This is a genomic window from Synechococcus sp. CS-1328 (genome assembly GCF_025128095.1).
In the GTDB taxonomy this organism is placed as follows: domain Bacteria; phylum Cyanobacteriota; class Cyanobacteriia; order PCC-6307; family Cyanobiaceae; genus CBW1002.
This window is the reverse complement of the sequence record NZ_JAHLYT010000048.1, coordinates 141,435-162,999: the sequence shown is the minus strand read 5'-3', so window position 1 is coordinate 162,999 and position 21,565 is coordinate 141,435. Positions and strand designations below refer to the sequence as shown.

Here is a 21,565-nt window from a genome sequence, read left to right as displayed (position 1 = left end):
ACCAGACTTTGGCTGGCAGCATCTGATCTGGAACGGCTATGTGGGCTGGGCCAGCGGCAACAGACACTTATCAGAATCACATCCTGCCGGGCCGGCTTCGATCAATTCGCCACCATCGTAATGCCGCAGAGCTTCGAAGAAATCGACCGTATGGCGACGCTGCTCCACCTCACGTTGCAAGCGTTCGTAGGTGGCATGATCGATCGGCTCAAACGGCAATCGCGGGAAGGTAGCGTTGGCATCGAAGCGGGCCAGTAGAGCCGCAGAGATATATCCCTTTCCTTCATCAATGGCCTGCCAAATGGCATCAGCCAAGGGCTCAATCTCATCCTCACGGAACTCCACGGTGGCCGATGTGTTGTGCGCCGTGTAGTGCTGCTGCACCTGCATATAGAAATCAAACTGGGCTAAGGCAGAGAAGTTGTTGATCTCCACCCTGTCGGCACCGGGGATGTTGGCCCAGCTCACCTGGGTGGGGATTTCAACCAGCCACTCCGTGCAACGGGGATCAAACGGATCATCCAGGAGCCGGCCCTGCTCATCCTTATCGCTCTGGCTGGGGACGATGGTGTAGCCGTAATCCATGCAGGCCAGGGCGACCGGATCATTCTTGCGGAAGGTGATGCGGCGGATGAAGCGTTGGGCCTTGGGCGGATGCCAACCGGGGGATGCACCCGTGAGCAGGCTCTTGGTGCCGGCTGGCTGCACCGTGGTGCAACGGTTGGGGCGGCGCATTCCGTGGCGATCGCAGTAGTTCCACACCGCCTGGTTGACGATCTCCTTCCAGCGGCTCAGGTAGGCGGCCTCCTGGGCCTTGAAACTGAGGCCCTCGGACGTGGCAGGACGGCCAGCTTCCCACCAGTTCAGCCAGGGGGTGCCGAAGGCGTGCACGAAGAAGTCGAACAGGCCGGTGAAGCTCACCCCCACGATCGGATCCCAGGCGCGGCTCTGGCGGTAACGCTCCACCTCGAAGCGGTGGTTGAGCAGGCAGGCCACGGCCAGGCCACCGGCCGTGAAGGCCTCCTCCTGGGCTTTGTGGTCGGCAGGATCGATGCGGTTGAGGTGGATCTCAGCCAGGTTGCAATGGAAATCGTCGCCGAGGATTTCGCCGCAAGGGTTGAGGCCGTAGCGACCCAGGCGATGCTCCAGTTCGGCCGGACTGATCTCCGGATGATGCAGCGTCAGCCAGCGGCCTGCTTCCTCGCGTCCCTGATCCACATAGATCTCGATGAACTCGCTGCGCAGCTCCGGGGTGGGCAGCAGATCGGCGTTGGAGCGGGCGATCGCCTCAGGGGCGAACTGGATCGCGCCCTCGCCGGACTGGAACTGCTTGATCACCGCCTCCAGCACCGTCTCACGACTCGGGCGGGTGTGAAAGACGCGGGTGTGGTTGGCCATCCGGAGCGCGTCGCGCTCGGGATCGATCCGCCAGTTGCCGGCAGCATCCTGTTGCCAGAGGTTCTCCTTGGCGCCAGCCGCGGGCAGGTCATCGGCGGCGAACTGACGCATGCCGGCACTGCGACGAATGTTGCCCGCCACGATCGTGACCGCCGCCTCATCGATCAGCAGGCAGCACTCCACAGAGCTGAGCTGACGGCCACGGGCCTTGTTGAGGATCTTGGCCACCCGGCCATAGAGATCCTTCAACTTCACCGGGTTGGCCATGCCGCCGAAGCCCTTGAGGGTTTCACCGACGGGACGCACATCGGAGAGATCGACCGAGATCTCGACGGTGCCGCCCTGTTCAGCCTCGCCGAAGCGTGGGTCACTGCAGAGTTCAAGCAGCAGCTGATAGCTGTCAACCCAACCGCGGCGGGTATCGCCCACCCGGATGTGGACCTTGTGGCCCTCGATCGTGTGGCTGGTGGTCTCCTGCCGCTGGCCTGCGGGGGTGGCGCCGATGTCGCTGACCCCGGTGATCACCAATTGGTTGCGCACCGCCGGCAGCCGGTTGATCAGACGGGGCTCGATGATGGCGCCGGTGCCACAGCCCATCATGGCGAGGTCCATCATCAGACCGAATGCCTCCCAATCCACCAGGTTGGTGGAGGTGCAGTTGTAGGCACCTGAGAAGTTTTCCGGTTGCTCGATCCAGTCGGTGCCACCGATCCAGAGCCAGCGGCCCGAAGGGAGAGCCATCTGCTGCTGCTGCATCCGACGCAGCAGGTTCACGTCCTCCTCCGAGAGGTTCCCGAGGCTGCGCAGCCCGGCCAGGTTGCGTTCGGCCACCTCATGCCAGCTCTCGCGGCCGGTGGCCGTCTTGCGGGAATAGGTGCGGTAAAAAACCGGATTGGCCGCAGGCGCGGTGGCGGGGAAATCAGTCTGGGACTGACCCTGCTGGCCGCCAGCCTCGCCGCGTTCAACCGCCGCCGCCGCACCGGCAGCCACAGACTGGGGATCGCTCTGCTGGAGCGACTCCGGGCGAAGGGGGGTGAGGGTCACCGCTGCTGAGGCCAGGTACGTGAAGGCCACCTTAACGCCACTGGTGGGGGCAGCAAGGTTCACCCTGCACCAGCGGCAGTGGTCAGGTCCGATCGGGCGCGGCGGACCAACAGCGGATGTGGCTTGGCGGTTGCCGCAGCAGGCTGGGATCCTTCGCCGCCACGCTTGCCATGCCCCGCCCCGATCCCGAACCGATGCCGAGGCAGCCAGAGCCGGAGCTGATGGACGAACCGGCCCAGGCGACGGCCTATGCCGCGGCCGATTTCACCGCCACCGACAGGCTGGTGGTGGATCGTTTCGCTGAAATCCTGGCAACCCTCACGCCAGGCCGATGCCCCGGCTTACTGGTGGACCTCGGTTGCGGGCCCGGCAACATCAGCGTTCTGCTGGCCGAGCGTTATCCCGGGGCCCATGTGGTGGGCATCGACGGGGCCGCGGCGATGCTGGCGATCGCCCGGGAACGGCTGGACAGGCAGGGGGATTTCCCTGCAAGCCTGGAATTCCGTCAGCTCGTATTGCCCTGCGATGCCCTGGATCAGAGTGATCTGAGCGGGGCCTGCGAGGCGGTGCTCAGCAACAGCCTCTTGCACCATCTGCATGACCCGGCCGTGCTCTGGCACACGGTTCGGCAGCTGGCCGCACCCGGGGCGACCGTCTACATCAAGGATCTGCGACGACCCGACTCAGCGGCTGCCGCTGAGGATCTGCTGCACCGCCACCTGGGCCAGGCGCCAGAGATCCTGCAGCGGGATTACCTGGCTTCGCTGCATGCGGCCTTCCGCCCCGAGGAGGTGGAAGCGCAGCTGCTGCAGGCGGGATTGACAGGGTTGCGGGTGGCCCCCCTGGACGACCGCTACCTGGAGGTCTGGGGCCAGCGTTAAGTCGGTCGCTCCAGGACAGCGGCTGGCGGCTGGAGCGGCACCAGCCGGTTGCGGCCGAGCCGTTTGGCCTCATACATCGCCTGATCGGCCTGCTGCATCAGACTGTCGATCGGCTCAGCTGCCGCTATGAGGATCGTCTCCGCCAGGGCCTCGGCGTTGGCGAGGTCCTGAATACCGAACACCATCACCAGCAGCTCGTCGCCCCCCAGCCGGGCCGCCAGGTCATCGCGGCGCAGGCAACGAAGCAGCCCGTGCCCGGGGCTGGGGCTGCCTGTCAGGCTGGGGTGCATGACGAGCACAGCCCAGTCCCCCTCCGCAGCGGCCAGCAGCGCCGCCGACCCCGAGCTCGCCGCCCTGGCCGAGGCGGTGAGCCGGCGCCGCAACTTCGCGATCATTTCCCACCCGGACGCCGGTAAGACCACCCTCACCGAAAAACTGCTGCTCTACGGCGGCGCGATCCAGCAGGCCGGTGCCGTGAAGGCCAAGGGCGAACAGCGCAAGGTGACCTCCGACTGGATGGAGCTGGAGAAGCAGCGCGGCATCTCGATCACCTCAACAGTGCTGCAGTTCGACTACAGCGGCAGCACGATCAACCTGCTCGACACCCCCGGCCACCAGGACTTCTCCGAAGACACCTACCGCACCCTGGCCGCCGCGGATAACGCGGTGATGCTGGAGGACGCGGCCAAGGGACTCGAGCCCCAGACCCGCAAGCTGTTCGAGGTCTGCCGCATGCGGCAGATCCCGATCTTCACCTTCATCAACAAGATGGACCGGCCAGGGCGCGAACCCCTGGAGCTGCTCGATGAGATCGAGACGGAGCTCGGTCTTGCCTGCTGGCCGGTGAACTGGCCGATCGGCAGCGGCGATCGCTTCCGCGGCGTGATCGACCGCCGCAGCCGGCAGGTGATCCTGTTTCAGCGGGCTGAGCGGGGCCGCCAGAGCGAGGAGAAGCTGCTGTCCGTCGAGGAGGCCGCCAGCAGCGATCTGGTGGAAGCGGATCTGTTAGCGGCAGCCCTGGAGGAACTGGAGCTGCTCGATGGAGCCGGTGCCGACCTCGACCTCGAACTGGTGCACGCCGGTGAACTGAGCCCGGTGTTCTTCGGGTCGGCCATGACCAACTTCGGCGTGCGGCCCTTTCTCGATGCCTTCCTCGAACTGGCCCAGAAGCCGATCGCCCGCACCAGCAGCGCCGGCACGGTGGATCCGATCCGGCCCGGCTTCAGCGGCTTCGTGTTCAAGCTGCAGGCCAACATGGATCCCCGTCACCGCGATCGGGTCGCCTTCGTGCGGGTCTGCAGCGGCCGATTCGAGAAGGACATGACGGTGCAGCACGCCCGCACCGGCAAGGCGATTCGCCTCTCGCGGCCGCAGAAGCTGTTCGGCCAGGACCGGGAGGTCGTGGAAGACGCCTACCCCGGTGATGTGATCGGCCTCAACAACCCGGGCATGTTCGCCATCGGCGACACGCTCTATGTGGGCCCCAAAGTGGAATACGAGGGAATCCCCTGCTTCAGCCCGGAGATCTTTTCCTGGCTTCGCAACCCCAACCCTTCAGCCTTCAAGAGCTTCCGCAAAGGCGTCAACGAGCTGCGCGAGGAGGGTGCCGTGCAGATCCTCTACGACACCGACCAGAGCAAGCGCGATCCGATCCTGGCGGCCGTGGGCCAGCTGCAACTGGAGGTGGTGCAATACCGCCTCGAGAACGAGTACGGCGTGCAGACCCGCCTGGAGCCCCTGGGCTTCTCGGTGGCCCGCTGGGTGGTGGGGGGCTGGCCGGCGCTTGAACAGGTGGGCCGCGTCTTCAACTGCAAAACGGTGCGGGATGCCTGGGACCGGCCGGTGCTGCTGTTCAAGAACACCTGGAACCTCAACCAGCTGCACGACGACCATCCCGAGCTGGAACTGAGCGCTGTGGCCCCCGTGGTCAGTGGCGTCGAGCCGATCGCGCTCTGAAGGCAGCCCATGGGGGCAGACGGACTGCCGAGCACGCGGTGGGGGTCGCGCTTGGGCGCAGGATCCGCCAGACTGCTGTTCACTAACCGAAAGGTTCTGCAACAGAAGGTCATAGTCATGCCCCTGCCGGTCTGGCTGGTGCGTCCCCGCAGCGACGGGGGCTGTGATTACGTCAACTTTCTCCCTGCCCAGGGGGCTGTGGAGATGCGGGAGGGCAGCCATCTCCCTCCCCAGATGCCCCTGTTGAAGCATCGCCACCGTCTGCCTGTCGACGAAGCTGAAGCCTGGCGTCGCCGCCTCCAGCAAGAGTCCGGATACCAGTGCAGCGATCCCCTGTTCTGAGCTGAACAACCAGGGGCAGCCCACCCAGGGTGGCCGGTTCTCGATACGCTCCTGAATACGCAGAGCTGGCCATGAATCAAGGTTCCGATCAGCCGTCCCGGGCGGCCGATGCCTCCGACCCCTATGAGCGGCTCGGCATCGCGGCCGACGCCAGTTTCGATGCCGTGCAAGCCGCCAAGCTGGCGCGGCTCGACGAAGTGGGCGATGACCCCCTGGCCCGCTCCCGAATCGAGGCCGCCTACGACGCCGTGCTGATGGAGCGCCTCAAGGAGCGGCAGCAGGGGCGGGTGAGCTTCGCGGCCCGCTCCGCCTCCCAACGGGAACAGGCCTCGCCGCCGCCTGCCCGGCCGGCCCTGCCCGCCCTGCCCCAGTTGCCGCAGCTGGCCGTTCCCAAGTTCTCCGGCGCCGCCCTGCGCCTGCCCAGTCTGGGCTTGGCCAGTGGCGCCGAGCTCTGGATTCCCCTGGCCGGCATCGGTTCGCTGCTGGCCCTGCTGCTGTTCACCCCGAGCGCAGCACCGGAGCTGCTGCTGGCCCTTGCCACCGGGGTGGCCGTGATCAACCTGCAGCGCCGGCTCGGTCGGTTGCTGGTGGCGGTCGGCTGGAGTTTGGCCTTGCTCGCGATCGGGCTGGTGATCGGCGGACTGCTGGCCGGTGGCCTCGACCCGTCCCTGCCCATGGGCCTGCCCCTCACACCCCTCCAGGTGCAGAGCCTGCCGGCCCTGCTGCTGCTGCTGCTTGGTGCCCTGCTGATCGGGTGAGGATTACGCCACAGCCAGCTCGTCGATCAGCTCCTGCAGTTCAGGGGCCTCGACCTGGTAGGCCTCATTGCAGAAGTGGCAGACCAGCTCGGCCTGGCCGTCTTCCAGCAGGATGGCGCTGAGTTCGTCGCGGCCCAGCAGTTTCAGGGCGCTGACGCTGCGGCGGCGGCTGCAGGGGCAGTGGAACTGCACCGTCTGATGGGGCTCTCCCTCCTGGAGCAGCTGGGGATCCAGATCCGGAAAGATGTCCTCCAGCAGCGCCTTGAGATTGCCCTCGCAGGCGGCCAGCCGATTGCTGAAGCCGCTGATCTCCCGGCAGCGCTCCTCCAGCAGGGCCACCAGGGCCGGTTCCCGGGCCGCCTTGGGCAGCACCTGCACCAGCACCCCTCCGGCGCAGCGCACGCCGCTGCTGTCGATCCGTTCCCCCACGAACACCGCCGAGGGGGTCTGCTCGGAATGGAGCAGGTAGGAGGCGACGTCCTCGCCGATGCCGCCGCTGACCAGCTCAACCGTGCTGCTGAACGGCACGCCCTCGCCCAGGTCGCGCACCACGTGCAGGTAACCGGTGCCGGTGGCCGTGCGGAAGTCGAAGTGGGAGCCGCCATCGCCATCGTGCACCAGATCCAGCTCCAGGCTGGGCTGACCCACGTAGCCGCGCACGGTGCCGTCGCGGCCGGCATCCACCATCAGGCCGCGCAGCGGGCCATCGGAGGCGATGCGCAGATTCACCCGGCCATGGGCCACCTTCATCGAGCTGGCCAGCAGCAGACCGGCGGTCATCGCTCGCCCCAGCAGGGCGGTGGTGAGGAAGGAGAGGTCGTGGCGGCGGCGGGCGTAGCGGCTGGCCACGGTGGTGGTCACCGCCACCAGACGGATACCGCCCCCGGCGGCGGTGGCACGCACCAACTGATCGCCCATCACACCGACCTGCCCGCAACCGAACTGGAGGGCATCGTAGGGAGTGCTCTGCGGCGGAGAGCGATGCGGCCGTAGGCGATGCAGAGGTGGGTGCTGCGGCGGTGGGCTGTCCTGACCCTCCGGCTGGACGGGCTGGCTCCTGGGTCAGCCCAGTCGGGCGATCGAGCGCTGCGCCGACTGACCCTGGTGGGGTTGGCAGGTCTGGAGGGTGCCGTTCTCCAGGAGCCAGCGCTGGGGCGCCAGATCACCGAACAGCTCCGGCTCATGGGTCACCACCAGCACCGCCCGTTCGCGGGCGATGCTGCGCAGCAGCTGCAGCACCTCATCGCGCACGGTCCAGTCGAGCCCGGCGGTGGGTTCATCCAGCAGCAGCACCCGCGGATCGCGCAGCAGCTGCACCGCCAGGGCCAGCCGGCGCTGCTGGCCCCCACTGAGCCGCTCCGGTGCCTGCTGCAGCGAGATCCCCATGAGCCCCACCTTGGCCAGCACCGCCTCGGCCCGCTCCTGGGTGAGGCGCCGCTGGCCGAGCTTCAGCTCCTGGCCCAGCGTGAGGCCGAGGAAATGGCGTTCCGGGAACTGGAACACCAGCCCGCAGAGCCAGCGCCGACTGCGGCTGGAAAGGGGTTCGCCGTTCCAGAGAATGCGGCCGCGATCGGCCTCGGCCAGTCCACTGATCACCTCCAGCAGGGTGGTCTTGCCGCAGCCGCTGCGGCCCGTCACCAGGGCCGGCTCTCCCACCTCCAGCCGCAGGCTCACGTCGTGCAGCACCGGTGTGGCAGCCGTGGCGGGCTGATAACGAAGGTTCTGAAGCTCGAGCATGGCACCAGCATGCTGGGCCGCCGCCGGAGTCGGCGGGTCGAGGCGGCGTGTTTGATGGGGAGACAACGATCGCAACCCCACCGGTTCGCACTGCCCCATGGAGATCCGCTTCCGCGAGGTCGACCCGTTCAACTGCTGGATCTGGATGCGCTTCTCCCATCCCCTCGGCCACGGGGAGCGGGGCTACGTGGAAACGGTGTTCGACAGCTGGTTTTTCCTCGGCAAGCTCGGCGGTTTCAATGCCGAGACCCTGCAACTGCATGAGGAGGCCGCCGATCTCAGCTGGCTGGTGGTCGACGAGGAGGAGGCGCAGCAGGCCCTGCCCGCCCTGATGCACAACATGGGGCCGCTGGAGCTGCAGGGAGAGTGGGCCCGCTGCTGGGTGGATATGGGGACCAGCGATGTCTTCGCCCTGGACGTGCTGCTCAATGCCCTGCGGCAACTCAACAAGGACGTGGTCGAGATCGAGGAGGTGGTCGTGGGCGGCATCAACGAGGACTGGCCGATCGAGGAGCAGCCGGACAGCCTCTTTCCCCAGCTGGAGGACGAATGAGGCGCCGGTTGGGTCGCGGCTGGGGGTGAGCCAGAGCGATGGCCCGGGAACTGCGCCGCCTGCTGATCGATCCGGACCGGCTGCGGCAGGGCGGCGAGGCTGGGATCGTGCTCAGCCGCCAGGAGAGCCACTACCTCAGCAGGGTGCTGCGACTGCGGCCCGGCGACCGGTTCGCCGTGGTGGATGGCTGCGGGGCCCTCTGGACCGCGCAGCTGCAGGAGCCGGGCCGCGCCGACCTGGAGCAGCCGATGGGGCAGCCCCTAGAGCGCCAGGCCCCCACCTCCCTCCGGATCGGCCTGGCCCTGGCGATGCCACGGCGCGACGGGGAGCTGGTGCTGCGCATGGCCACCGAGCTGGGTGTGGATCAACTGGGACCCCTGCAGGCCGAGCGCAGCGTCCGGCGCGGCGATGCGGCGGACACGGCGATTCCGGAGCGCTGGCGCGCGGTCGTGCGAGAAGCAGCGGAGCAGTGCGAGCGCCTGTGGCTACCGCGCTGGGAACCGCTGCGGAGCGCGGCTGCCTGCCTGTCCGCGCCGGTGGAGGGCCTGGGTCTGCTGGCCACCACACGCCAGGGAGAGCTGCCAGCCCTGGAGGATGCCTGTGCGGCCTGGCAGCCCATGGATCGTCCAACACCTGCATTGACCGTCTGCTCGGCTGAGACATCCCCGGCTGCGACATCCCCGGCTGCGGCATCCCCGACAGCGGCATCCTCGGCTGCGACCACCATCACCCTGGCGATCGGGCCGGAAGGGGGCTGGTCTGAGCACGAGGAGGAACTCGCAGTGGCCGCTGGCTGGCAGCTGGTGCAGCTGGGATCCACGATCCTGCGCAGCTCGACCGCTGCCGTGGCCGGCGTGGCCCGCCTGGTGGCCTGGCGGGAGCGGCTGGGGCGCAGCTGAATCAGACCTGAGCCGGGGCGGCGATGCCCCTGGCTTCAACCGCCCACAGGATTCTGCTGCTCACAGGATTCAGCTGCCCGCAGACTTCAGCTGCGGAACATGCCGGCGGCCATGCTGCGGAAGCCGGCCAGGTTGGCGCCACCACGGCGGCGACGGGTCACGGCAGCGCCGGGCACCAGGCAATCAGGAGCGAAGGTCGCGAGGGTCGGGGCCGGACGGCTGGCAGCCGCGGCAGCAAGCTCGGCGGCGATGGATTCAGCAGTGGTGAGCTCAGCACCGGCGGCGGGGGCAGCCTTCTCGCCATCGACAGCGACCGCCTCAGGGGAAGTGGCAGCGTTGCCCTTGCTGGCTTTGGCGGCGTTGGCTTCAGCCTTGCCGGCTTTGGCCTCAGCCTTCTCCTGAGCCGCAGGCGGTGCGACCGGGGCCACGATCACGGCGGGCTTCTTGTCTTCTGGGGTCTTGGCGTCGCCGCCCAGCTCAAGGAAGAACGACGGCTTGAGCTTGAACACCATGGCGGCGTCGAAAGACTGGCCCGATTATCCGCTCCCGGCGGCACGATCCCCCCAGCGCTTAGATCTGTGCAACACATCCATCGACCCTGGCCCTGTGCTGAGCAACGCCATCCCGGCCCAGACCGCCGCGCACTGGCTGCTGGCCCTCGCCGTGAACGGAATCCTGATCAGCCTGGCCCAACCCCTACCGCTGCTCACCCGTGCAGGCTGGATCCATGCCGGCCTGCTCGGCACCCTGCTGTGGGGCTGCCTCGGGGCCGCCGGCTGGTGGGCCGTGGTGGCCTACCTCGCCCTGGGGTCGGCCGTCACCCGTCTGGGGCTGCGCCGCAAGCAGGAGCAGGGTCTCGCCGAGGCCAGAGGCGGTCGCCGCGGCCCGGAGAATGTCTGGGGGTCGGCCCTCACCGGCACCGTTCTGGCGGTGCTGGTGCCGCTCAGCCCGCCGGCCTGGCGGCCGCTGCTGCTGATCGGTTTCGCCGCCAGTTTTGCCGCCAAACTGGCGGACACCTTCGGCAGTGAGATCGGCAAGCGCTGGGGCCGGCACACGCTGCTGATCACCAGCCTGCGGCCGGTACCGCCCGGCACGGAAGGGGCCGTGAGCCTCGAAGGCACGGCCGCCAGCCTGGCGGGCAGTGCCCTGATGGCCCTGATCCTGCTGGCTCTGGGCGTGCTGCCGGACGGGTTCAGCTGGGGCCTGGTCACCGCCGTGGGACTGGCGGCCACCCTGCTGGAGAGCTGGCTCGGTGCCACCGTGCAGCAACGGGTCGCCTGGCTCACCAACGAAGTGATCAATGGCCTCCAGACCCTGGTGGCCGCCCTGCTGGCGATGGGGGCGGCGCGTCTGCTCAGTTCTGCTGCATTGCCGGGCGGTTGAGCTCCTGCCACTGCTGCGCCTCCCGTTGCAGCCCCTGCAGCAGGGCGTCGGTGCGGCGCTGGGCCATGCGTGGATGAAGACCGAGCTCGCGCCCCAGGGCCACCCAGGTGTCGCCCTGCAGATGGCGACCGTTCAGCAGCTGCCGCTCCTGAAGACTGAGCTGTGCCAGGCGCTGCCGCAGCCAGTTCAAAATGGTGTGATCTTGAGGATCCTGATCGTTTTCGGTGGGTTCTGCAGCGGCAGATGCCGCCGGATCGAAAGCCACCGACTCGAAAGCTGCAGACTCGAAAGCTACCGACTCGAAATCAGCAGAGACTGAGGTCGCCGGATCCGCCAGCTGGTCCAGCAGACAGCTGCTGCAGCCCTCGCCGTCATCCCCGCCGATCGGGGCATCGAGGGAGCGCAACCGCTCGCAGGTCTGCAGATCCGCCGCCTGCCGCAGGGCTTCGGTGCTGCAGGACAGCTGGCGGGCCAGCTCCGCAGCCGACAGCGGTGGCTGGCCTGCATGCAGCCGCAGGGCCTGGAGCCGTTCCACCCGTTGCTGCAGCTGCCGCAGGCGCCAGGGCGCCCGCAGGGGCCGGTGCCGATCGCGCAGGTATTGCTGCATCGTGCCGCGGATGTAGGGAACCGCAAAGCTGCTGAGGCTGACGCGACGTTGAAGGTCAAAGGCCTCGACGGCCCGCAGCAGGCCGATCGCTCCGAGCTGGATCAGATCGTCCAGGGGCAGATCGGTGCTGGCCGCCTGGAGTCGGGCCTGCAGCCGCACCAGCGGCAGATTGACCTGCACCAGGGCATTGCGCCAGTGCAGCCGCACATGGGCTTCGCTGCTGCAGGCGTAGGCCGCCAACCAGGCTCGGTTGATGGCCGCCGGATCCGCCGGGCCAGCCCAGCGCCGAGGCGCGGCTGGGGCACTGGCGGCAGCGGCACTGGCTGCCGTGGAGGCTGCCGGGGATGACGAGCGAAACAGGGGAACGATCGAGCCGACCATGGGGGAAACACGTCCGTCCTTTCACGGTCGGTCTGGAGGCCAGGCGCCCACATCCCCTGATCCGGTGAAACCTGCTCACCCATTCGGGTGATATTGGCCGCCTCAAACAGCCGGCGTGACGGTGGCGCGGGGATCCAGCTCGGCCCAGCGCAGCAGCGCCGGCCAGCGGCTCACCCGCTCGTACACCTGCCGGTGGCCTTCGGCGTTGAGGTGAAGCCCATCGGGCTCGATCCACTGCAACCAACGCGGATCGGCCGTGAGGGCCTCCAGCAGCGGCAGAAAGGGCACGTCCGCCTCCATGGCCGCCTCCTCCAGCAGCCCCTCGTAGCGCCGCACCGACGCCAGGTCAAACCAAAGAACCTCGGCATAGGGCATCACCGCCTCATCCACCGGGGTGAGCCCCAGCAACAGCACCGGCGCGATCCGCCGGGCCTCCCGCAGCAACTGCTGCAGGCCGAACAGAAAGGCCTCCGGTTCCAGCTGCTCCCGCCCATCCAAGCGGCCCACCCGGGCGGTGTCATTCAGGCCGATGCCGATCAGGATCCCCTGGGGTCGCTGACGGCGCAGCTCGCCACGGCAGTGCACTTCTCCCGGCAAGCGAGCGGTGAGGCGTTCCAGGCCATCGCCTCGCACACCGAGGTTGTAGAGCACCGGTCCCTGAGGCAGGCCCATCCAGTGGCGCCGCAGCCGCTCACACCAGCCGCCATGCTCCGGATCGCCCCAGCCGTAGACCAGGCTGTCTCCCAGCACCACCAGTTTGCGGGGAATCCGGGTCGGGCCGGGCACGATCGACACCATGGGGGTTCTCGGAGCTTGGGAGTCTCGCCGCTGGATCCGGCAGCCCTGCCAGTTTCCCGGTCAGCTGTTCTGGGGTCCGCAGCCCGCGCTGGCCTCAGACGACCAGCAAGCGCTGGCGCAGCCGGTCGCTGAGGTCCTCGCCCAGCAGGGTGAGAACGGCGTAGACCGCCAGCAAGGCTGCGATCTGATCCCAGGCAAAGCCGCTGAGGCTCTCCAGCAGCTGGGTGCCCAGCCCCGTGGCGCCCACCAGGCCCACTACCACCGATTCCCGCAGGATCACATCGGCCCGATAGGCGCCATAGGCCAGGTAGGAGCGGGCCAGCCGGCTGTAGCGGCCATAGAGCAGGGCCAACCGGGGGCCGACGCCACCGGCACGCAGGGCCTGTTCAGCTCCCGGGTCAGTGCTCTCGACCGCTTCCAGCAGCAGGCGCCCCAGGATGCCGAGGTTGTGGAAGCCCAGCGCCAGGGCCCCGGTGATCAGACCCGGCTGCAGCAGAAACAACAGCAGCAGGGCCGTCAGGGGTGGGGGCCAGAGCCGGCCCAGGGCCCAGATCAGTTGCAGGGCGGCCCGGGCCCAGCCCCAGGGTGCCGCCAGCAGCAGCAGCAGCGGCGCCACGCCCACCGCCAGGGCGGCGGCGAGCAGGGTCATCACCAGAGTGGTGCCGATCAGGTCGGCCCAGGGCAGAGCCAGCACCCCAGACCAGTCGCCCTGGCCCAGGCCCGGCAGGCCCTGCCACTGCAGCAGGTCCTGGGGGCGCACCTCCAGCCGCGCCGCCGTCCAGAGCAGCAGGGGCAGCAAGGCCAGGGCGGTGAGAAGGATCTCGCGGCCCCGTCGGCCCACGCTCGCCCGTTTCAGGCCCAGACGGCCCGGCATGCCCCAGCGCCGCCGCAGCCAACCCACCAGGGTCTCGAGCAGCAGCATCGCGGCCAGCAGCAGCCAGAGGCTGGTCCAGAGCTCGTGAAAGGCGAGCGACTGCAGAGTCAGCCGCAGATCGGTGCCGATCCCCCCCAGACCGAACACCCCGAGCAGCGTGGCGCTGCGCAGGGCGCATTCGAGGCGGTACCCGCCGTAGCTGAGCACCTGCGGCAACAGCGGCGGGCCGATGGCCGTGAGCAGGGCCGCGCCAGGGGGCGCACCACTGGCGCGTAACGCGTCCAGGCTGCGGGTGGGCAGGGCATCGAGCAGGTCGGCGGTGACGCGGGCCACCAGGGCGCCGTAGGGCAGGGCGATGGCCACCACCGCCACCGCCGGCTGTAATCCCACGAGCTGCAGCAGAAACAGCCCCCAGAGCAGCTCATGGATCGAGCGGGGCAGCGCCAGCAGACGGCGGATCAGCCCAGCCGGAGCAGGCCCAGCGCCCCAGGTCCACCACACCGTGCGGGAACTGGCCAGGCCCAGCGCCAGCCCGAGGCCGAGGCTGAGGGCCCAGCCGAGCAGGGCCACGCCCAGGGTGATCCCCAGCCCCTGCAGAGCGGAACCCACCACCAAGGGGTCCAGGGAGGGCGTCACCGCCGCAGCGGCGAAACGACCGAGCAAATCCCAGCCGCCGCCATGGATCAGCTGGGGCAGCAGGGCCATAACTGGCAGCAGCGCCAGCGCCGGCAGCAGCACCCAGAGCGGCACAGCGGGCCGCAGCCAGGGCCTGTCCATCGCCGGCAGCGTGGTCATTGGGGCTCGCCGACTTGGGGCTCGCTGGCATACAGAGCCTTCAGATCCTGCGGGCTGATCGCACTGGGCGGGGCGTCAACAACCACCCGGCCCTGGCGCAGGCCTACCACCCGGGAGAATCCGCCGATCAGATCGGGCCGATGCAGGCTCAGCAGGAGAGCTCGGGGGGGCTCGGCCTGCGCCAGCAACAGGGCCAGTAGATCCTGCGCCAGGCGCGGATCCAGACTGGCCAGAGGCTCATCCGCCAGCAGCAGAGTGGGCTCCTGGCGCAGCAGGCGGGCCAGGGCCACCCGCTGACGCTGCCCGCCCGAGAGGGCGGCGACGGGCTCGCCGAGCAGGCCGGGATCGAGGTCAACCTGGCGCAGGGCCTGGACGTTGGCCTCAGTCTCCAGGGGCAGCAGCAGATTCAGCAGGGCCCGAGGCCAACCCCACGCGGCCAGGCGGGCGGCATTGAGATTCTGCTGAACGCTGAGCTCCTCGATCAGGCGAAGGTCCTGCCAGAGCGTGCCGATCCGGGCCTGTTGGCGCCGCCGTCGCCGGCCGGAACGGGCCCGCGCTTCCCCCTGCCAGACCACCGCGCCCCGCGTGGGCTCGAGCAGTCCATTGGCCACGGCCAGCAGGGTGCTCTTGCCGGCGCCGCTGGCACCGAGCAGCGCCACCGTGTCTCCAGGCTGCAGCCGCAGGGTTACCCCCTGCAGCCGAGGGCGCGTCACACCAGCCACGACCCGCCCAGTCACGGCGATGTCCAGCAGCTCCAGCACTGGCGGAGCCGTGCTGTGGATTGCCGCTGCTGGGGCGGCAGAACCGGTGAAAGGGGCCTGTGGGAATCTCACCAGGGGAAGGGAGCGTCGACGGAGCGGAAGCCCGTGCACCCTGGCAGAGACAGGAGCACAGCCTGGAGGATTGGCTGGGATCAGCTCTTGAACAGGCTCACGAACTTGCTCTGGCAAGACGGCTCCAGTTGATCGACCAGAACATCAACATTGACTGGCAATAGAAGCTCCCCTGGAACAGAAAAGCTGGAACAGGAAAGCTGAGGAATTCAGAGTTCAGCTGAGATCATTCGGCTCCAGCAGTCTTTGCAGATCGGCTTCCCACTGCACCCGTTCGGCAGGGTCCCCCACCAGGGTGAGAGCACCGCTTTCGGGCCACCAGTTCAGCCGAAGATTGGTCTGCTGCTCGTCGAACACGAATAGTTCGTAGGCCCCCTTGTGCTCCCAGTGGCCGGGATGGCCGAGGCGCTCCACGAGACTGCGCAACTCCTCCAGCGTTCCTGAAAACTGCATGAGCGGACCTTCATGAAGGTAGGGGAACGCTAAACACAATCGCGGCTTTGTTCCACTGGGGGGCTCGCTGGCCGCCAGCATCCAAGCCTCAGTTCTGCCCTCACCTAAGCCGATCAGCGGATCTTGCCGATCTGCCGTCCCACCTGCTCGATCTTCTGGTAGTCCGAGGCCTGGGCCTGGGTGAACTGCTGCGCACCGAACAGCTCCAGAATCTGCTTCTGCTCAGGATCCTTCGGCCGCCAGCTCACGATCGCCGCCTGGATACGGCCCGTGAAGCCCTTGCCGAAACGCTTGTCCAGATCTGGCTGGGCAATCCAGTGGTAATCGGGGTAGCCAGGTGTCCGCCAGATCGCGATCACCTTGCTGCGGTTCACCTTGCCGTCCCGCAGGCTGCTCTTCCAGACCTGCTCGTTCACCACGCCGGCCTGATACGCACCGCTCTGCACCAGGGCGATCGTGGCGTCGTGGCTGCCACTGAATCCCGGTGCGCCGCCGGCGAAGGACTTGAGACCCACACCGGCCTGACTGAGGAAATACTGGGGCATCAGCCGCCCGGAGGTGGAACTCTCAGACCCGAAGGTGAAGCGCTTGCCCTTGAGCGCCGTCAGGCCCTTCTGGTCGCGGATCGGCTGGAGGCCACTGGCGGTGTTGGCGATGAACACGCTGTGGAACGCGGCATCGATGTCGCGCTGGGCGATCACCTTCGCCCCCGGCTTCTGCAGACGGGCCTGCACGCCGGTGAGACCGCCGAACCAGACCAGATCGAGATTGCCGGTGCGGAACGCACTTACGGCAGCGGTGTAGTCGGTCATCGGCACGTACTTCACCGGCACGCCCAGCTGCTGACTCAGCTCATCGGCCACCAGGCCATAGAGCCGGTTCAGCTTCTCGGGGTTCTGGTCGGGGATGGCACTGATGCGCAGCATCGTCTGCTGAGCCTCAGCCCGGTTCAGCAGTGGAGCGGCCTGGGGGTGGATCGGAGGCAGGACCGCTGGCAGCAGGGCCAGGGACAGGCCTGCCAGCACGGCGGTCCAGCGGGCTCGGGGCGTCATGGTGAAAAGGATGGGAAAAAGGGCGCAGCAACTGAGGCAGGGGCGCTGCGGCAGGGGCCAGGGGTCAGAGGCTGGCCAGGCAACGCTCGAGACGCTCCAGGCCGTCGACGATCGTGGCAGGCGAAGCGGCGCACGACAGACGGATGCAGCGATCATCCCCGAAGGCCACACCCGGCACCACCGCCAGGCCCACCTCCTCCAGCAGCCGCCGGCAGAGCGCCATCGAATCGAGGCCATAGGCGCTCACGTCCGGGAAGGCGTAGAAGGCCCCCTGCGGCGCGAGCAGGGTCACACCGGCAATCGTCTGCAGGCCTTCGCTGAGCAGGGTGCGGCGCTGATTGAACTGCTCCGCCATCGCGATCACGCAGTCACGCGGGCCTTTCACTGCGGCCAGAGCTCCGTACTGGGCAAAGGTGCAGACATTGCTGGTGCTCTGGCTCTGGAGGGCGCTGGCGGCGGCCACCACGGCCCGGGGCCCCGCCAGCCAGCCGATGCGCCAGCCGGTCATCGCCCAGCCCTTGGCAAAACCATTGACGATGAAAATCCGGTCGGCCAGATCGGGGGCCACTGCCGCGAAGCTGTGGTGGCTGTGGCCCGGGGCCAGCAGGAATTCGTAAATCTCATCGCAGACCACGGCCACATGGGGATGGCGGCGCAGCACCACGGCGATCGCCTCGAGATCAGCCCGACCCAGCACCATGCCGGTGGGGTTGGAGGGGCTGTTCAGAATCAGCAATTTGCTGGCTGGCGTGATCGCCGCATCCAGCTGTTCCGCCTGCAGGCGAAAACCTGCACTGGCATCACTGGGCAGCAGCTTCACCGTGGCCCCGGCCAGCTGGGCGAGTTCGGGATAACTGAGCCAATAGGGAGAGGGAAGCAACACCTCATCGCCAGGACCGAGCAGCACCTGGAAGAGGTTGTAGAGCGCCTGTTTGCCGCCGTTGGTGACCAGCACCTGGTCACTGCTGGTGGGAACCCCGTTCTCCAACGTGAGCTTGGTGGCGATCGCCTGGCGCAGCTCCGGCTCGCCGGCGGCGGGGCCATAGCGGGTATGACCGCTCTCGAGCGCCGCCGCTGCGGCCGTCCGGATGAAAGGAGGCGTATCGAAATCAGGTTCGCCGGCACTGAGGCTGCAGATGTCTCGCCCCTCGGAGCGCAGCTGCTTGGCTTTGGCGGCGATCGCCAGGGTGAGAGAGGGCTGCAACGCCTGCGCCCGGGCAGACAGCGTCAACGGGGCCGGCATGGGACAGGCGCGCCAACGGGGCGCGGCTTCGGCGAAGGGGTCATCCTGCCCTACGCCCCGCAGCCTCCGGCCTGAGCCCTTCACCATTCGCCACGGCCCTGTCAGTCGGTGACCAGTCGCTCTCCAGGCCTCAAACCCATGCCGGAAAATGACCCCATGGCCGTTGATCCGATCCAGCCCACTCTCCTGGTGACTTCAGAGACCCCCTCGCCAGCCCTCGACACCCTGCCCGAGGCCTGCAGCGCCTGCCGCCGCTGCGCCCTGGCAGAGACCCGGCACCAGGTGGTGATCAGCCGGGGCAATCCCCGCGCTCGCCTGATGGTGATCGGCGAGGGCCCCGGCGCCCAGGAAGACGCCTCAGGGCTGCCCTTCGTGGGGCGCGCCGGACAACTCCTGGATCAGATGCTGTTGAGTGTGGGGTTGGACAGCAACCGGGATGCCTACATCGGCAACGTGGTGAAGTGCCGCCCGCCCGACAACCGCAAGCCCACCGCCGAGGAGATGGCGTCCTGCCTCCCCTGGCTGGAGAGCCAGATCGCGGCCGTCGATCCAGCCGTGATCCTGCTGGCCGGCGCCACCGCCATGGAGGGGCTGCTGGGGGTGAAGGGCGGGATCACCAAGCTGCGGGGTCAGTGGCGCCAGGGCAGCGGCACGGTGCTGGGCGGCCGCTGGCTGATGCCGGTCTTCCATCCCTCCTACCTGCTGCGCAATCCCTCCCGGCAGCAGGGCAGCCCCAAGTGGCACACCTGGCAGGACCTGCAGGAGGTGCGGCGGCGCCTCGATCAGCTGGCCAACGGCCCGGAGATCCCGGCAGGGGAACCGTCGGCGGAGCGAGGTTTGTGACAGGCTTTGGCCCGATACCCGGCCCCCCCGCCATGACCGGCACCCTGGCCCGTCCTGACATGTCCGCCGCCGCCCCTGCGGGGCTCCCCACCGACTGGGCCAACAACCCGCGCTACGACACGCTGATCCGCCGCCGGCAGACCCGCAGTGTGCGGGTGGGTGATATCTGGGTGGGCAGCGAGCACCCGGTGGTGGTGCAGTCGATGATCAACGAAGACACCCTCGACATCGAGGGAGCGACCGCCGGTATCCGCCGGCTGCACGAGGCCGGCTGCGAAATCGTGCGGCTCACGGTGCCGAGCCTGGCCCACGCCAAGGCGGTGGGGGAGATCCGCAGGCGCCTCGAAGACAGCTATCAGCCCGTGCCGCTGGTGGCCGACGTGCACCACAACGGCATGAAGATCGCCCTGGAGGTGGCCCAGCACGTTGACAAAGTGCGCATCAATCCGGGCCTCTACGTGTTCGACAAGCCTGATCCGAACCGCAGCGAGTTCACCCCCGAGGAGGTTGCCGCCATCGGCTCGCGCATCCAGGCCACCCTTGAGCCCCTGGTGAGCCTGCTGAAGGAGCAGGACAAGGGCCTGCGGATCGGCGTGAACCACGGCTCCCTGGCGGAGCGGATGCTGTTCACCTACGGCGACACCCCTCTGGGGATGGTGGAAAGCGCCATGGAGTTCATCCACATCTGCGACCGTCTCGATTTCCACAACATCGTCGTGTCGATGAAGGCGTCGCGGGCGCCGGTGATGCTGGCCGCCTACCGGATGATGGCCGACCGCATGGATGCAGGCGGCTTCCATTACCCCCTCCACCTAGGGGTCACCGAGGCGGGCGACGGCGACTACGGCCGCATCAAGAGCACCGCCGGCATCGCCACCCTGCTGGCCGAGGGCCTCGGTGACACGATCCGCGTGTCACTCACCGAAGCACCGGAGAAGGAGATCCCTGTCTGCTATTCGATCCTACAGGCCCTGGGCCTCAGGAAAACGATGGTGGAGTACGTGGCATGCCCCAGCTGCGGCCGCACCCTGTTCAACCTGGAGGAGGTGCTGCACGTGGTGCGCAACGCCACCGCCCACCTCACCGGCCTGGACATCGCCGTGATGGGCTGCATCGTCAACGGACCCGGCGAGATGGCCGACGCCGACTACGGCTACGTGGGCAAGACCCCCGGCACGATCTCCCTCTACCGCGGCCGCGACGAGATCCGCCGGGTGCCTGAGGCCGAGGGGGTGGAGGCGCTGATTGCCCTGATCAAGGAAGACGGCCGCTGGGTCGATCCCTGACCCCCCGCCTGTGGCGGTGCGGGGATCCGTTGCGATGGATGGGGCAATGGGGGTTACGTTGAAGAGACATTCAAGACTGATGGGAGCCCAAGCTGATGGCCAAAGGTCGCGCCGGCATCCTGGTGCTGGTTGGCTTGAGTGCCTGTGCGGCCACCGCCGTCATGGCCCGGGAACTGGTGATGGCCCCCGGGGGCAGTCCGCTGGTGAGCGACAGCCCCAAGGAGGTGATGGACCAGGCCTGGCAGATCGTCTTCCGCGATTATCTGGACACCACCGGCAAGTACACGCCGGATCGCTGGCGCCAGTTGCGTCGCGACGTGCTGGCCAAGAGTTACGGCAACCCCAAGGAGGCCTATGAGGCGATCCGCGGCATGCTGGGCAGCCTTGACGACCCCTACACCCGTTTCCTGGATCCCCGGGAATTCAAGGAGATGCAGATCGACACCTCCGGAGAGCTCTCCGGAGTGGGGATCCAGCTGAGTCTCGACAAGGAGACCAAGGAACTTGTGGTGGTCTCGCCGATCGACGGGTCGCCGGCCTCCAGAGCCGGGGTGCAGCCGAAGGACGTGATCACGTCGATCGACGGCAAAAGCACCAAGGGCATGACCACCGAGGATGCGGTCAAGCTGATCCGCGGGCAGGCCGGCAGCAAGGTGAACCTGACCCTGCGCCGCAAAGGTCAATCGCTCGAGGTGCCACTGATGCGGGAGCGGATTGAACTGCATGCGGTAGATCATCAGATCAATACCACCCGAGATGGCATCAAGGTGGGCTATATCCGCCTCAAGCAATTCAATGCCAACGCCACCAAGGACATGCGCCTGGCGGTGAAGGATCTCGAGGACAAAGGCGTGCAGGGCTATGTGCTGGACCTGCGCAGCAATCCCGGCGGCCTGCTGATGGCCAGCGTTGAGATTGCCCGGCAATGGCTCAACGAGGGCACGATCGTGTCCACCAAGACCCGCGACGGCATTCAGGATGTGAAGCGCGCCACCGGCCGTGCGCTCACGGAAAAGCCCCTGGTGATCCTGGTCAACGAAGGCTCCGCCAGCGCCAGCGAAATTCTCTCCGGTGCTCTGCAGGACAACAAACGGGCGGTGCTGGTCGGGCAGAAGACCTTTGGCAAGGGTCTGGTGCAATCGGTTCGAGGTTTGTCGGACGGTTCCGGCATGACCGTGACCATCGCCAAATACCTCACCCCCAGTGGCCGCGACATCCATAAGCACGGCATTGATCCCGATGTGCCGGCCAAGATGACCGAGACGGAGGCCCAGAAGCTCAAGCTTGAAGATCTGGGGACCCCCAAGGACACCCAGTACCGGGCCGCTGAATCCACCCTGATGAAGCAGCTGCGCATCACCGCAACCTCGGGCAGCACCTACAAGCCCGGCACCGCGAACCTGCCGGCGGCCCTGGGAAGCCGCTGACTGGTGATGGCTGCTTGTCAGA

At 67.8% G+C, this 21,565-nt stretch carries 22 protein-coding genes; 10 read left to right on the top strand and 12 right to left on the bottom strand.

Annotated elements, in window-relative coordinates:
- Nucleotides 1–36: 36 nt before the first annotated feature.
- Complete coding sequence (nrdJ, locus tag KQ310_RS08955) at nt 37–2,505, bottom strand: ribonucleoside-triphosphate reductase, adenosylcobalamin-dependent (RefSeq protein WP_399238004.1); 2,469 nt, start codon at nt 2,503–2,505, stop codon at nt 37–39.
- A 107-nt stretch (nt 2,506–2,612) separates the two neighbouring features.
- Here nrdJ and KQ310_RS08950 point away from each other — a divergent pair, with 107 nt between their 5' ends.
- A complete protein-coding gene (locus KQ310_RS08950) occupies nt 2,613–3,323 on the top strand; it encodes a class I SAM-dependent methyltransferase (protein WP_259721403.1) in 711 nt (236 codons plus the stop codon).
- On the opposite strand, the gene KQ310_RS08945 is transcribed toward KQ310_RS08950, so the two are convergent.
- On the bottom strand, nt 3,320–3,613 hold the full coding sequence (locus KQ310_RS08945; protein ID WP_259721402.1) for a hypothetical protein: 294 nt from the start codon (nt 3,611–3,613) through the stop codon (nt 3,320–3,322). The genes KQ310_RS08950 and KQ310_RS08945 overlap by 4 nt on opposite strands.
- On the opposite strand from KQ310_RS08945, the gene KQ310_RS08940 reads away from it, so the two are divergent.
- The 3 genes from KQ310_RS08940 (at nt 3,612) to KQ310_RS08930 (ending at nt 6,379) form a co-directional block, all read left to right on the top strand.
- Nucleotides 3,612–5,279: a peptide chain release factor 3 gene (locus tag KQ310_RS08940; protein WP_259721401.1), complete on the top strand. Its 1,668-nt coding sequence runs from the start codon at nt 3,612–3,614 to the stop codon at nt 5,277–5,279. The genes KQ310_RS08945 and KQ310_RS08940 overlap by 2 nt on opposite strands.
- Before the next feature lie 117 nt (nt 5,280–5,396).
- A complete protein-coding gene (locus KQ310_RS08935; protein WP_259721400.1) occupies nt 5,397–5,621 on the top strand; it encodes a hypothetical protein in 225 nt (74 codons plus the stop codon).
- Nucleotides 5,622–5,692: 71 nt separating this feature from the next.
- Complete coding sequence (locus tag KQ310_RS08930) at nt 5,693–6,379, top strand: CPP1-like family protein (protein ID WP_259721399.1); 687 nt, start codon at nt 5,693–5,695, stop codon at nt 6,377–6,379.
- Between the two features lie 3 nt (nt 6,380–6,382).
- On the opposite strand, the gene hslO is transcribed toward KQ310_RS08930, so the two are convergent.
- Complete coding sequence (gene hslO, locus KQ310_RS08925) at nt 6,383–7,297, bottom strand: Hsp33 family molecular chaperone HslO (RefSeq protein WP_259721398.1); 915 nt, start codon at nt 7,295–7,297, stop codon at nt 6,383–6,385.
- A gap of 144 nt (nt 7,298–7,441) precedes the next feature.
- Nucleotides 7,442–8,116, bottom strand: a complete 675-nt coding sequence (locus KQ310_RS08920) for an ABC transporter ATP-binding protein (RefSeq protein WP_259721397.1) — start codon at nt 8,114–8,116, stop codon at nt 7,442–7,444.
- 97 nt (nt 8,117–8,213) lie between these two features.
- Between KQ310_RS08920 and KQ310_RS08915 the strand changes: the two genes are divergently transcribed.
- Nucleotides 8,214–8,669 carry a DUF3531 family protein gene (locus tag KQ310_RS08915; RefSeq protein ID WP_259721396.1) on the top strand — a complete coding sequence of 152 codons (456 nt, stop codon included), beginning with the start codon at nt 8,214–8,216 and terminating at the stop codon, nt 8,667–8,669.
- 38 nt (nt 8,670–8,707) lie between these two features.
- Nucleotides 8,708–9,568, top strand: a complete 861-nt coding sequence (locus KQ310_RS08910; RefSeq protein ID WP_259721395.1) for a 16S rRNA (uracil(1498)-N(3))-methyltransferase — start codon at nt 8,708–8,710, stop codon at nt 9,566–9,568.
- Between the two features lie 86 nt (nt 9,569–9,654).
- Here KQ310_RS08910 and KQ310_RS08905 read toward each other — a convergent pair whose 3' ends face one another.
- The gene (locus KQ310_RS08905; RefSeq protein ID WP_259721394.1) at nt 9,655–10,080 is read right to left on the bottom strand and encodes a hypothetical protein; all 426 of its coding nucleotides are present in this window, start codon (nt 10,078–10,080) and stop codon (nt 9,655–9,657) included.
- Between the two features lie 94 nt (nt 10,081–10,174).
- On the opposite strand from KQ310_RS08905, the gene KQ310_RS08900 reads away from it, so the two are divergent.
- Nucleotides 10,175–10,951, top strand: a complete 777-nt coding sequence (locus KQ310_RS08900) for a DUF92 domain-containing protein (RefSeq protein ID WP_259721393.1) — start codon at nt 10,175–10,177, stop codon at nt 10,949–10,951.
- Here KQ310_RS08900 and KQ310_RS08895 read toward each other — a convergent pair.
- From KQ310_RS08895 to KQ310_RS08865, 7 genes are all read right to left on the bottom strand, one after another.
- A complete protein-coding gene (locus KQ310_RS08895) occupies nt 10,923–11,939 on the bottom strand; it encodes a sigma-70 family RNA polymerase sigma factor (RefSeq protein ID WP_259721392.1) in 1,017 nt (338 codons plus the stop codon). The two genes, KQ310_RS08900 and KQ310_RS08895, sit on opposite strands and share 29 nt — an antisense overlap.
- Nucleotides 11,940–12,041: 102 nt before the next feature.
- Complete coding sequence (locus KQ310_RS08890) at nt 12,042–12,737, bottom strand: GDSL-type esterase/lipase family protein (protein WP_259721391.1); 696 nt, start codon at nt 12,735–12,737, stop codon at nt 12,042–12,044.
- A 94-nt stretch (nt 12,738–12,831) separates the two neighbouring features.
- Entirely contained in the window at nt 12,832–14,388 is a 1,557-nt protein-coding gene (locus tag KQ310_RS08885; RefSeq protein WP_259721390.1) for an ABC transporter permease, read from the bottom strand.
- Nucleotides 14,389–14,402: 14 nt separating this feature from the next.
- Nucleotides 14,403–15,167, bottom strand: a complete 765-nt coding sequence (locus tag KQ310_RS08880) for an ATP-binding cassette domain-containing protein (protein WP_259721462.1) — start codon at nt 15,165–15,167, stop codon at nt 14,403–14,405.
- Between the two features lie 288 nt (nt 15,168–15,455).
- Nucleotides 15,456–15,692 carry a hypothetical protein gene (locus tag KQ310_RS08875; protein WP_259721389.1) on the bottom strand — a complete coding sequence of 79 codons (237 nt, stop codon included), beginning with the start codon at nt 15,690–15,692 and terminating at the stop codon, nt 15,456–15,458.
- Nucleotides 15,693–15,805: 113 nt separating this feature from the next.
- The gene (locus tag KQ310_RS08870) at nt 15,806–16,744 is read right to left on the bottom strand and encodes a putative selenate ABC transporter substrate-binding protein (RefSeq protein WP_259721388.1); all 939 of its coding nucleotides are present in this window, start codon (nt 16,742–16,744) and stop codon (nt 15,806–15,808) included.
- A gap of 64 nt (nt 16,745–16,808) precedes the next feature.
- A complete protein-coding gene (locus KQ310_RS08865) occupies nt 16,809–17,987 on the bottom strand; it encodes a pyridoxal phosphate-dependent aminotransferase (protein WP_259721387.1) in 1,179 nt (392 codons plus the stop codon).
- A 138-nt stretch (nt 17,988–18,125) separates the two neighbouring features.
- Here KQ310_RS08865 and KQ310_RS08860 point away from each other — a divergent pair, with 138 nt between their 5' ends.
- The 3 genes from KQ310_RS08860 to KQ310_RS08850 all read left to right on the top strand — a co-directional run bounded on the left by KQ310_RS08860 (nt 18,126) and on the right by KQ310_RS08850 (nt 21,543).
- Nucleotides 18,126–18,830, top strand: coding sequence for a uracil-DNA glycosylase family protein (locus KQ310_RS08860; RefSeq protein WP_259721386.1), 705 nt, complete (start codon nt 18,126–18,128; stop codon nt 18,828–18,830).
- 59 nt (nt 18,831–18,889) lie between these two features.
- On the top strand, nt 18,890–20,116 hold the full coding sequence (gene ispG, locus KQ310_RS08855; protein ID WP_259721461.1) for a (E)-4-hydroxy-3-methylbut-2-enyl-diphosphate synthase: 1,227 nt from the start codon (nt 18,890–18,892) through the stop codon (nt 20,114–20,116).
- Nucleotides 20,117–20,211: 95 nt separating this feature from the next.
- The gene (locus KQ310_RS08850) at nt 20,212–21,543 is read left to right on the top strand and encodes a S41 family peptidase (protein WP_259721385.1); all 1,332 of its coding nucleotides are present in this window, start codon (nt 20,212–20,214) and stop codon (nt 21,541–21,543) included.
- Nucleotides 21,544–21,565 lie beyond the last annotated feature (22 nt).

Coding starts and splice junctions, on each gene's coding strand:
- KQ310_RS08950 (WP_259721403.1), top strand. CDS start 2,613: ATGCCCCGCCCCGATCCCGAACCGATGCCGAGGCAGCCAGAGCCGGAG.
- KQ310_RS08940 (WP_259721401.1), top strand. CDS start 3,612: ATGACGAGCACAGCCCAGTCCCCCTCCGCAGCGGCCAGCAGCGCCGCC.
- KQ310_RS08945 (WP_259721402.1), bottom strand. CDS start 3,613: ATGCACCCCAGCCTGACAGGCAGCCCCAGCCCCGGGCACGGGCTGCTT.
- KQ310_RS08935 (WP_259721400.1), top strand. CDS start 5,397: ATGCCCCTGCCGGTCTGGCTGGTGCGTCCCCGCAGCGACGGGGGCTGT.
- KQ310_RS08930 (WP_259721399.1), top strand. CDS start 5,693: ATGAATCAAGGTTCCGATCAGCCGTCCCGGGCGGCCGATGCCTCCGAC.
- hslO (WP_259721398.1), bottom strand. CDS start 7,297: ATGGGCGATCAGTTGGTGCGTGCCACCGCCGCCGGGGGCGGTATCCGT.
- KQ310_RS08920 (WP_259721397.1), bottom strand. CDS start 8,116: ATGCTCGAGCTTCAGAACCTTCGTTATCAGCCCGCCACGGCTGCCACA.
- KQ310_RS08915 (WP_259721396.1), top strand. CDS start 8,214: ATGGAGATCCGCTTCCGCGAGGTCGACCCGTTCAACTGCTGGATCTGG.
- KQ310_RS08910 (WP_259721395.1), top strand. CDS start 8,708: ATGGCCCGGGAACTGCGCCGCCTGCTGATCGATCCGGACCGGCTGCGG.
- KQ310_RS08905 (WP_259721394.1), bottom strand. CDS start 10,080: ATGGTGTTCAAGCTCAAGCCGTCGTTCTTCCTTGAGCTGGGCGGCGAC.
- KQ310_RS08895 (WP_259721392.1), bottom strand. CDS start 11,939: ATGGTCGGCTCGATCGTTCCCCTGTTTCGCTCGTCATCCCCGGCAGCC.
- KQ310_RS08890 (WP_259721391.1), bottom strand. CDS start 12,737: ATGGTGTCGATCGTGCCCGGCCCGACCCGGATTCCCCGCAAACTGGTG.
- KQ310_RS08885 (WP_259721390.1), bottom strand. CDS start 14,388: ATGGACAGGCCCTGGCTGCGGCCCGCTGTGCCGCTCTGGGTGCTGCTG.
- KQ310_RS08875 (WP_259721389.1), bottom strand. CDS start 15,692: ATGCAGTTTTCAGGAACGCTGGAGGAGTTGCGCAGTCTCGTGGAGCGC.
- KQ310_RS08870 (WP_259721388.1), bottom strand. CDS start 16,744: ATGACGCCCCGAGCCCGCTGGACCGCCGTGCTGGCAGGCCTGTCCCTG.
- KQ310_RS08865 (WP_259721387.1), bottom strand. CDS start 17,987: ATGCCGGCCCCGTTGACGCTGTCTGCCCGGGCGCAGGCGTTGCAGCCC.
- KQ310_RS08860 (WP_259721386.1), top strand. CDS start 18,126: ATGCCGGAAAATGACCCCATGGCCGTTGATCCGATCCAGCCCACTCTC.
- ispG (WP_259721461.1), top strand. CDS start 18,890: ATGTCCGCCGCCGCCCCTGCGGGGCTCCCCACCGACTGGGCCAACAAC.
- KQ310_RS08850 (WP_259721385.1), top strand. CDS start 20,212: ATGGCCAAAGGTCGCGCCGGCATCCTGGTGCTGGTTGGCTTGAGTGCC.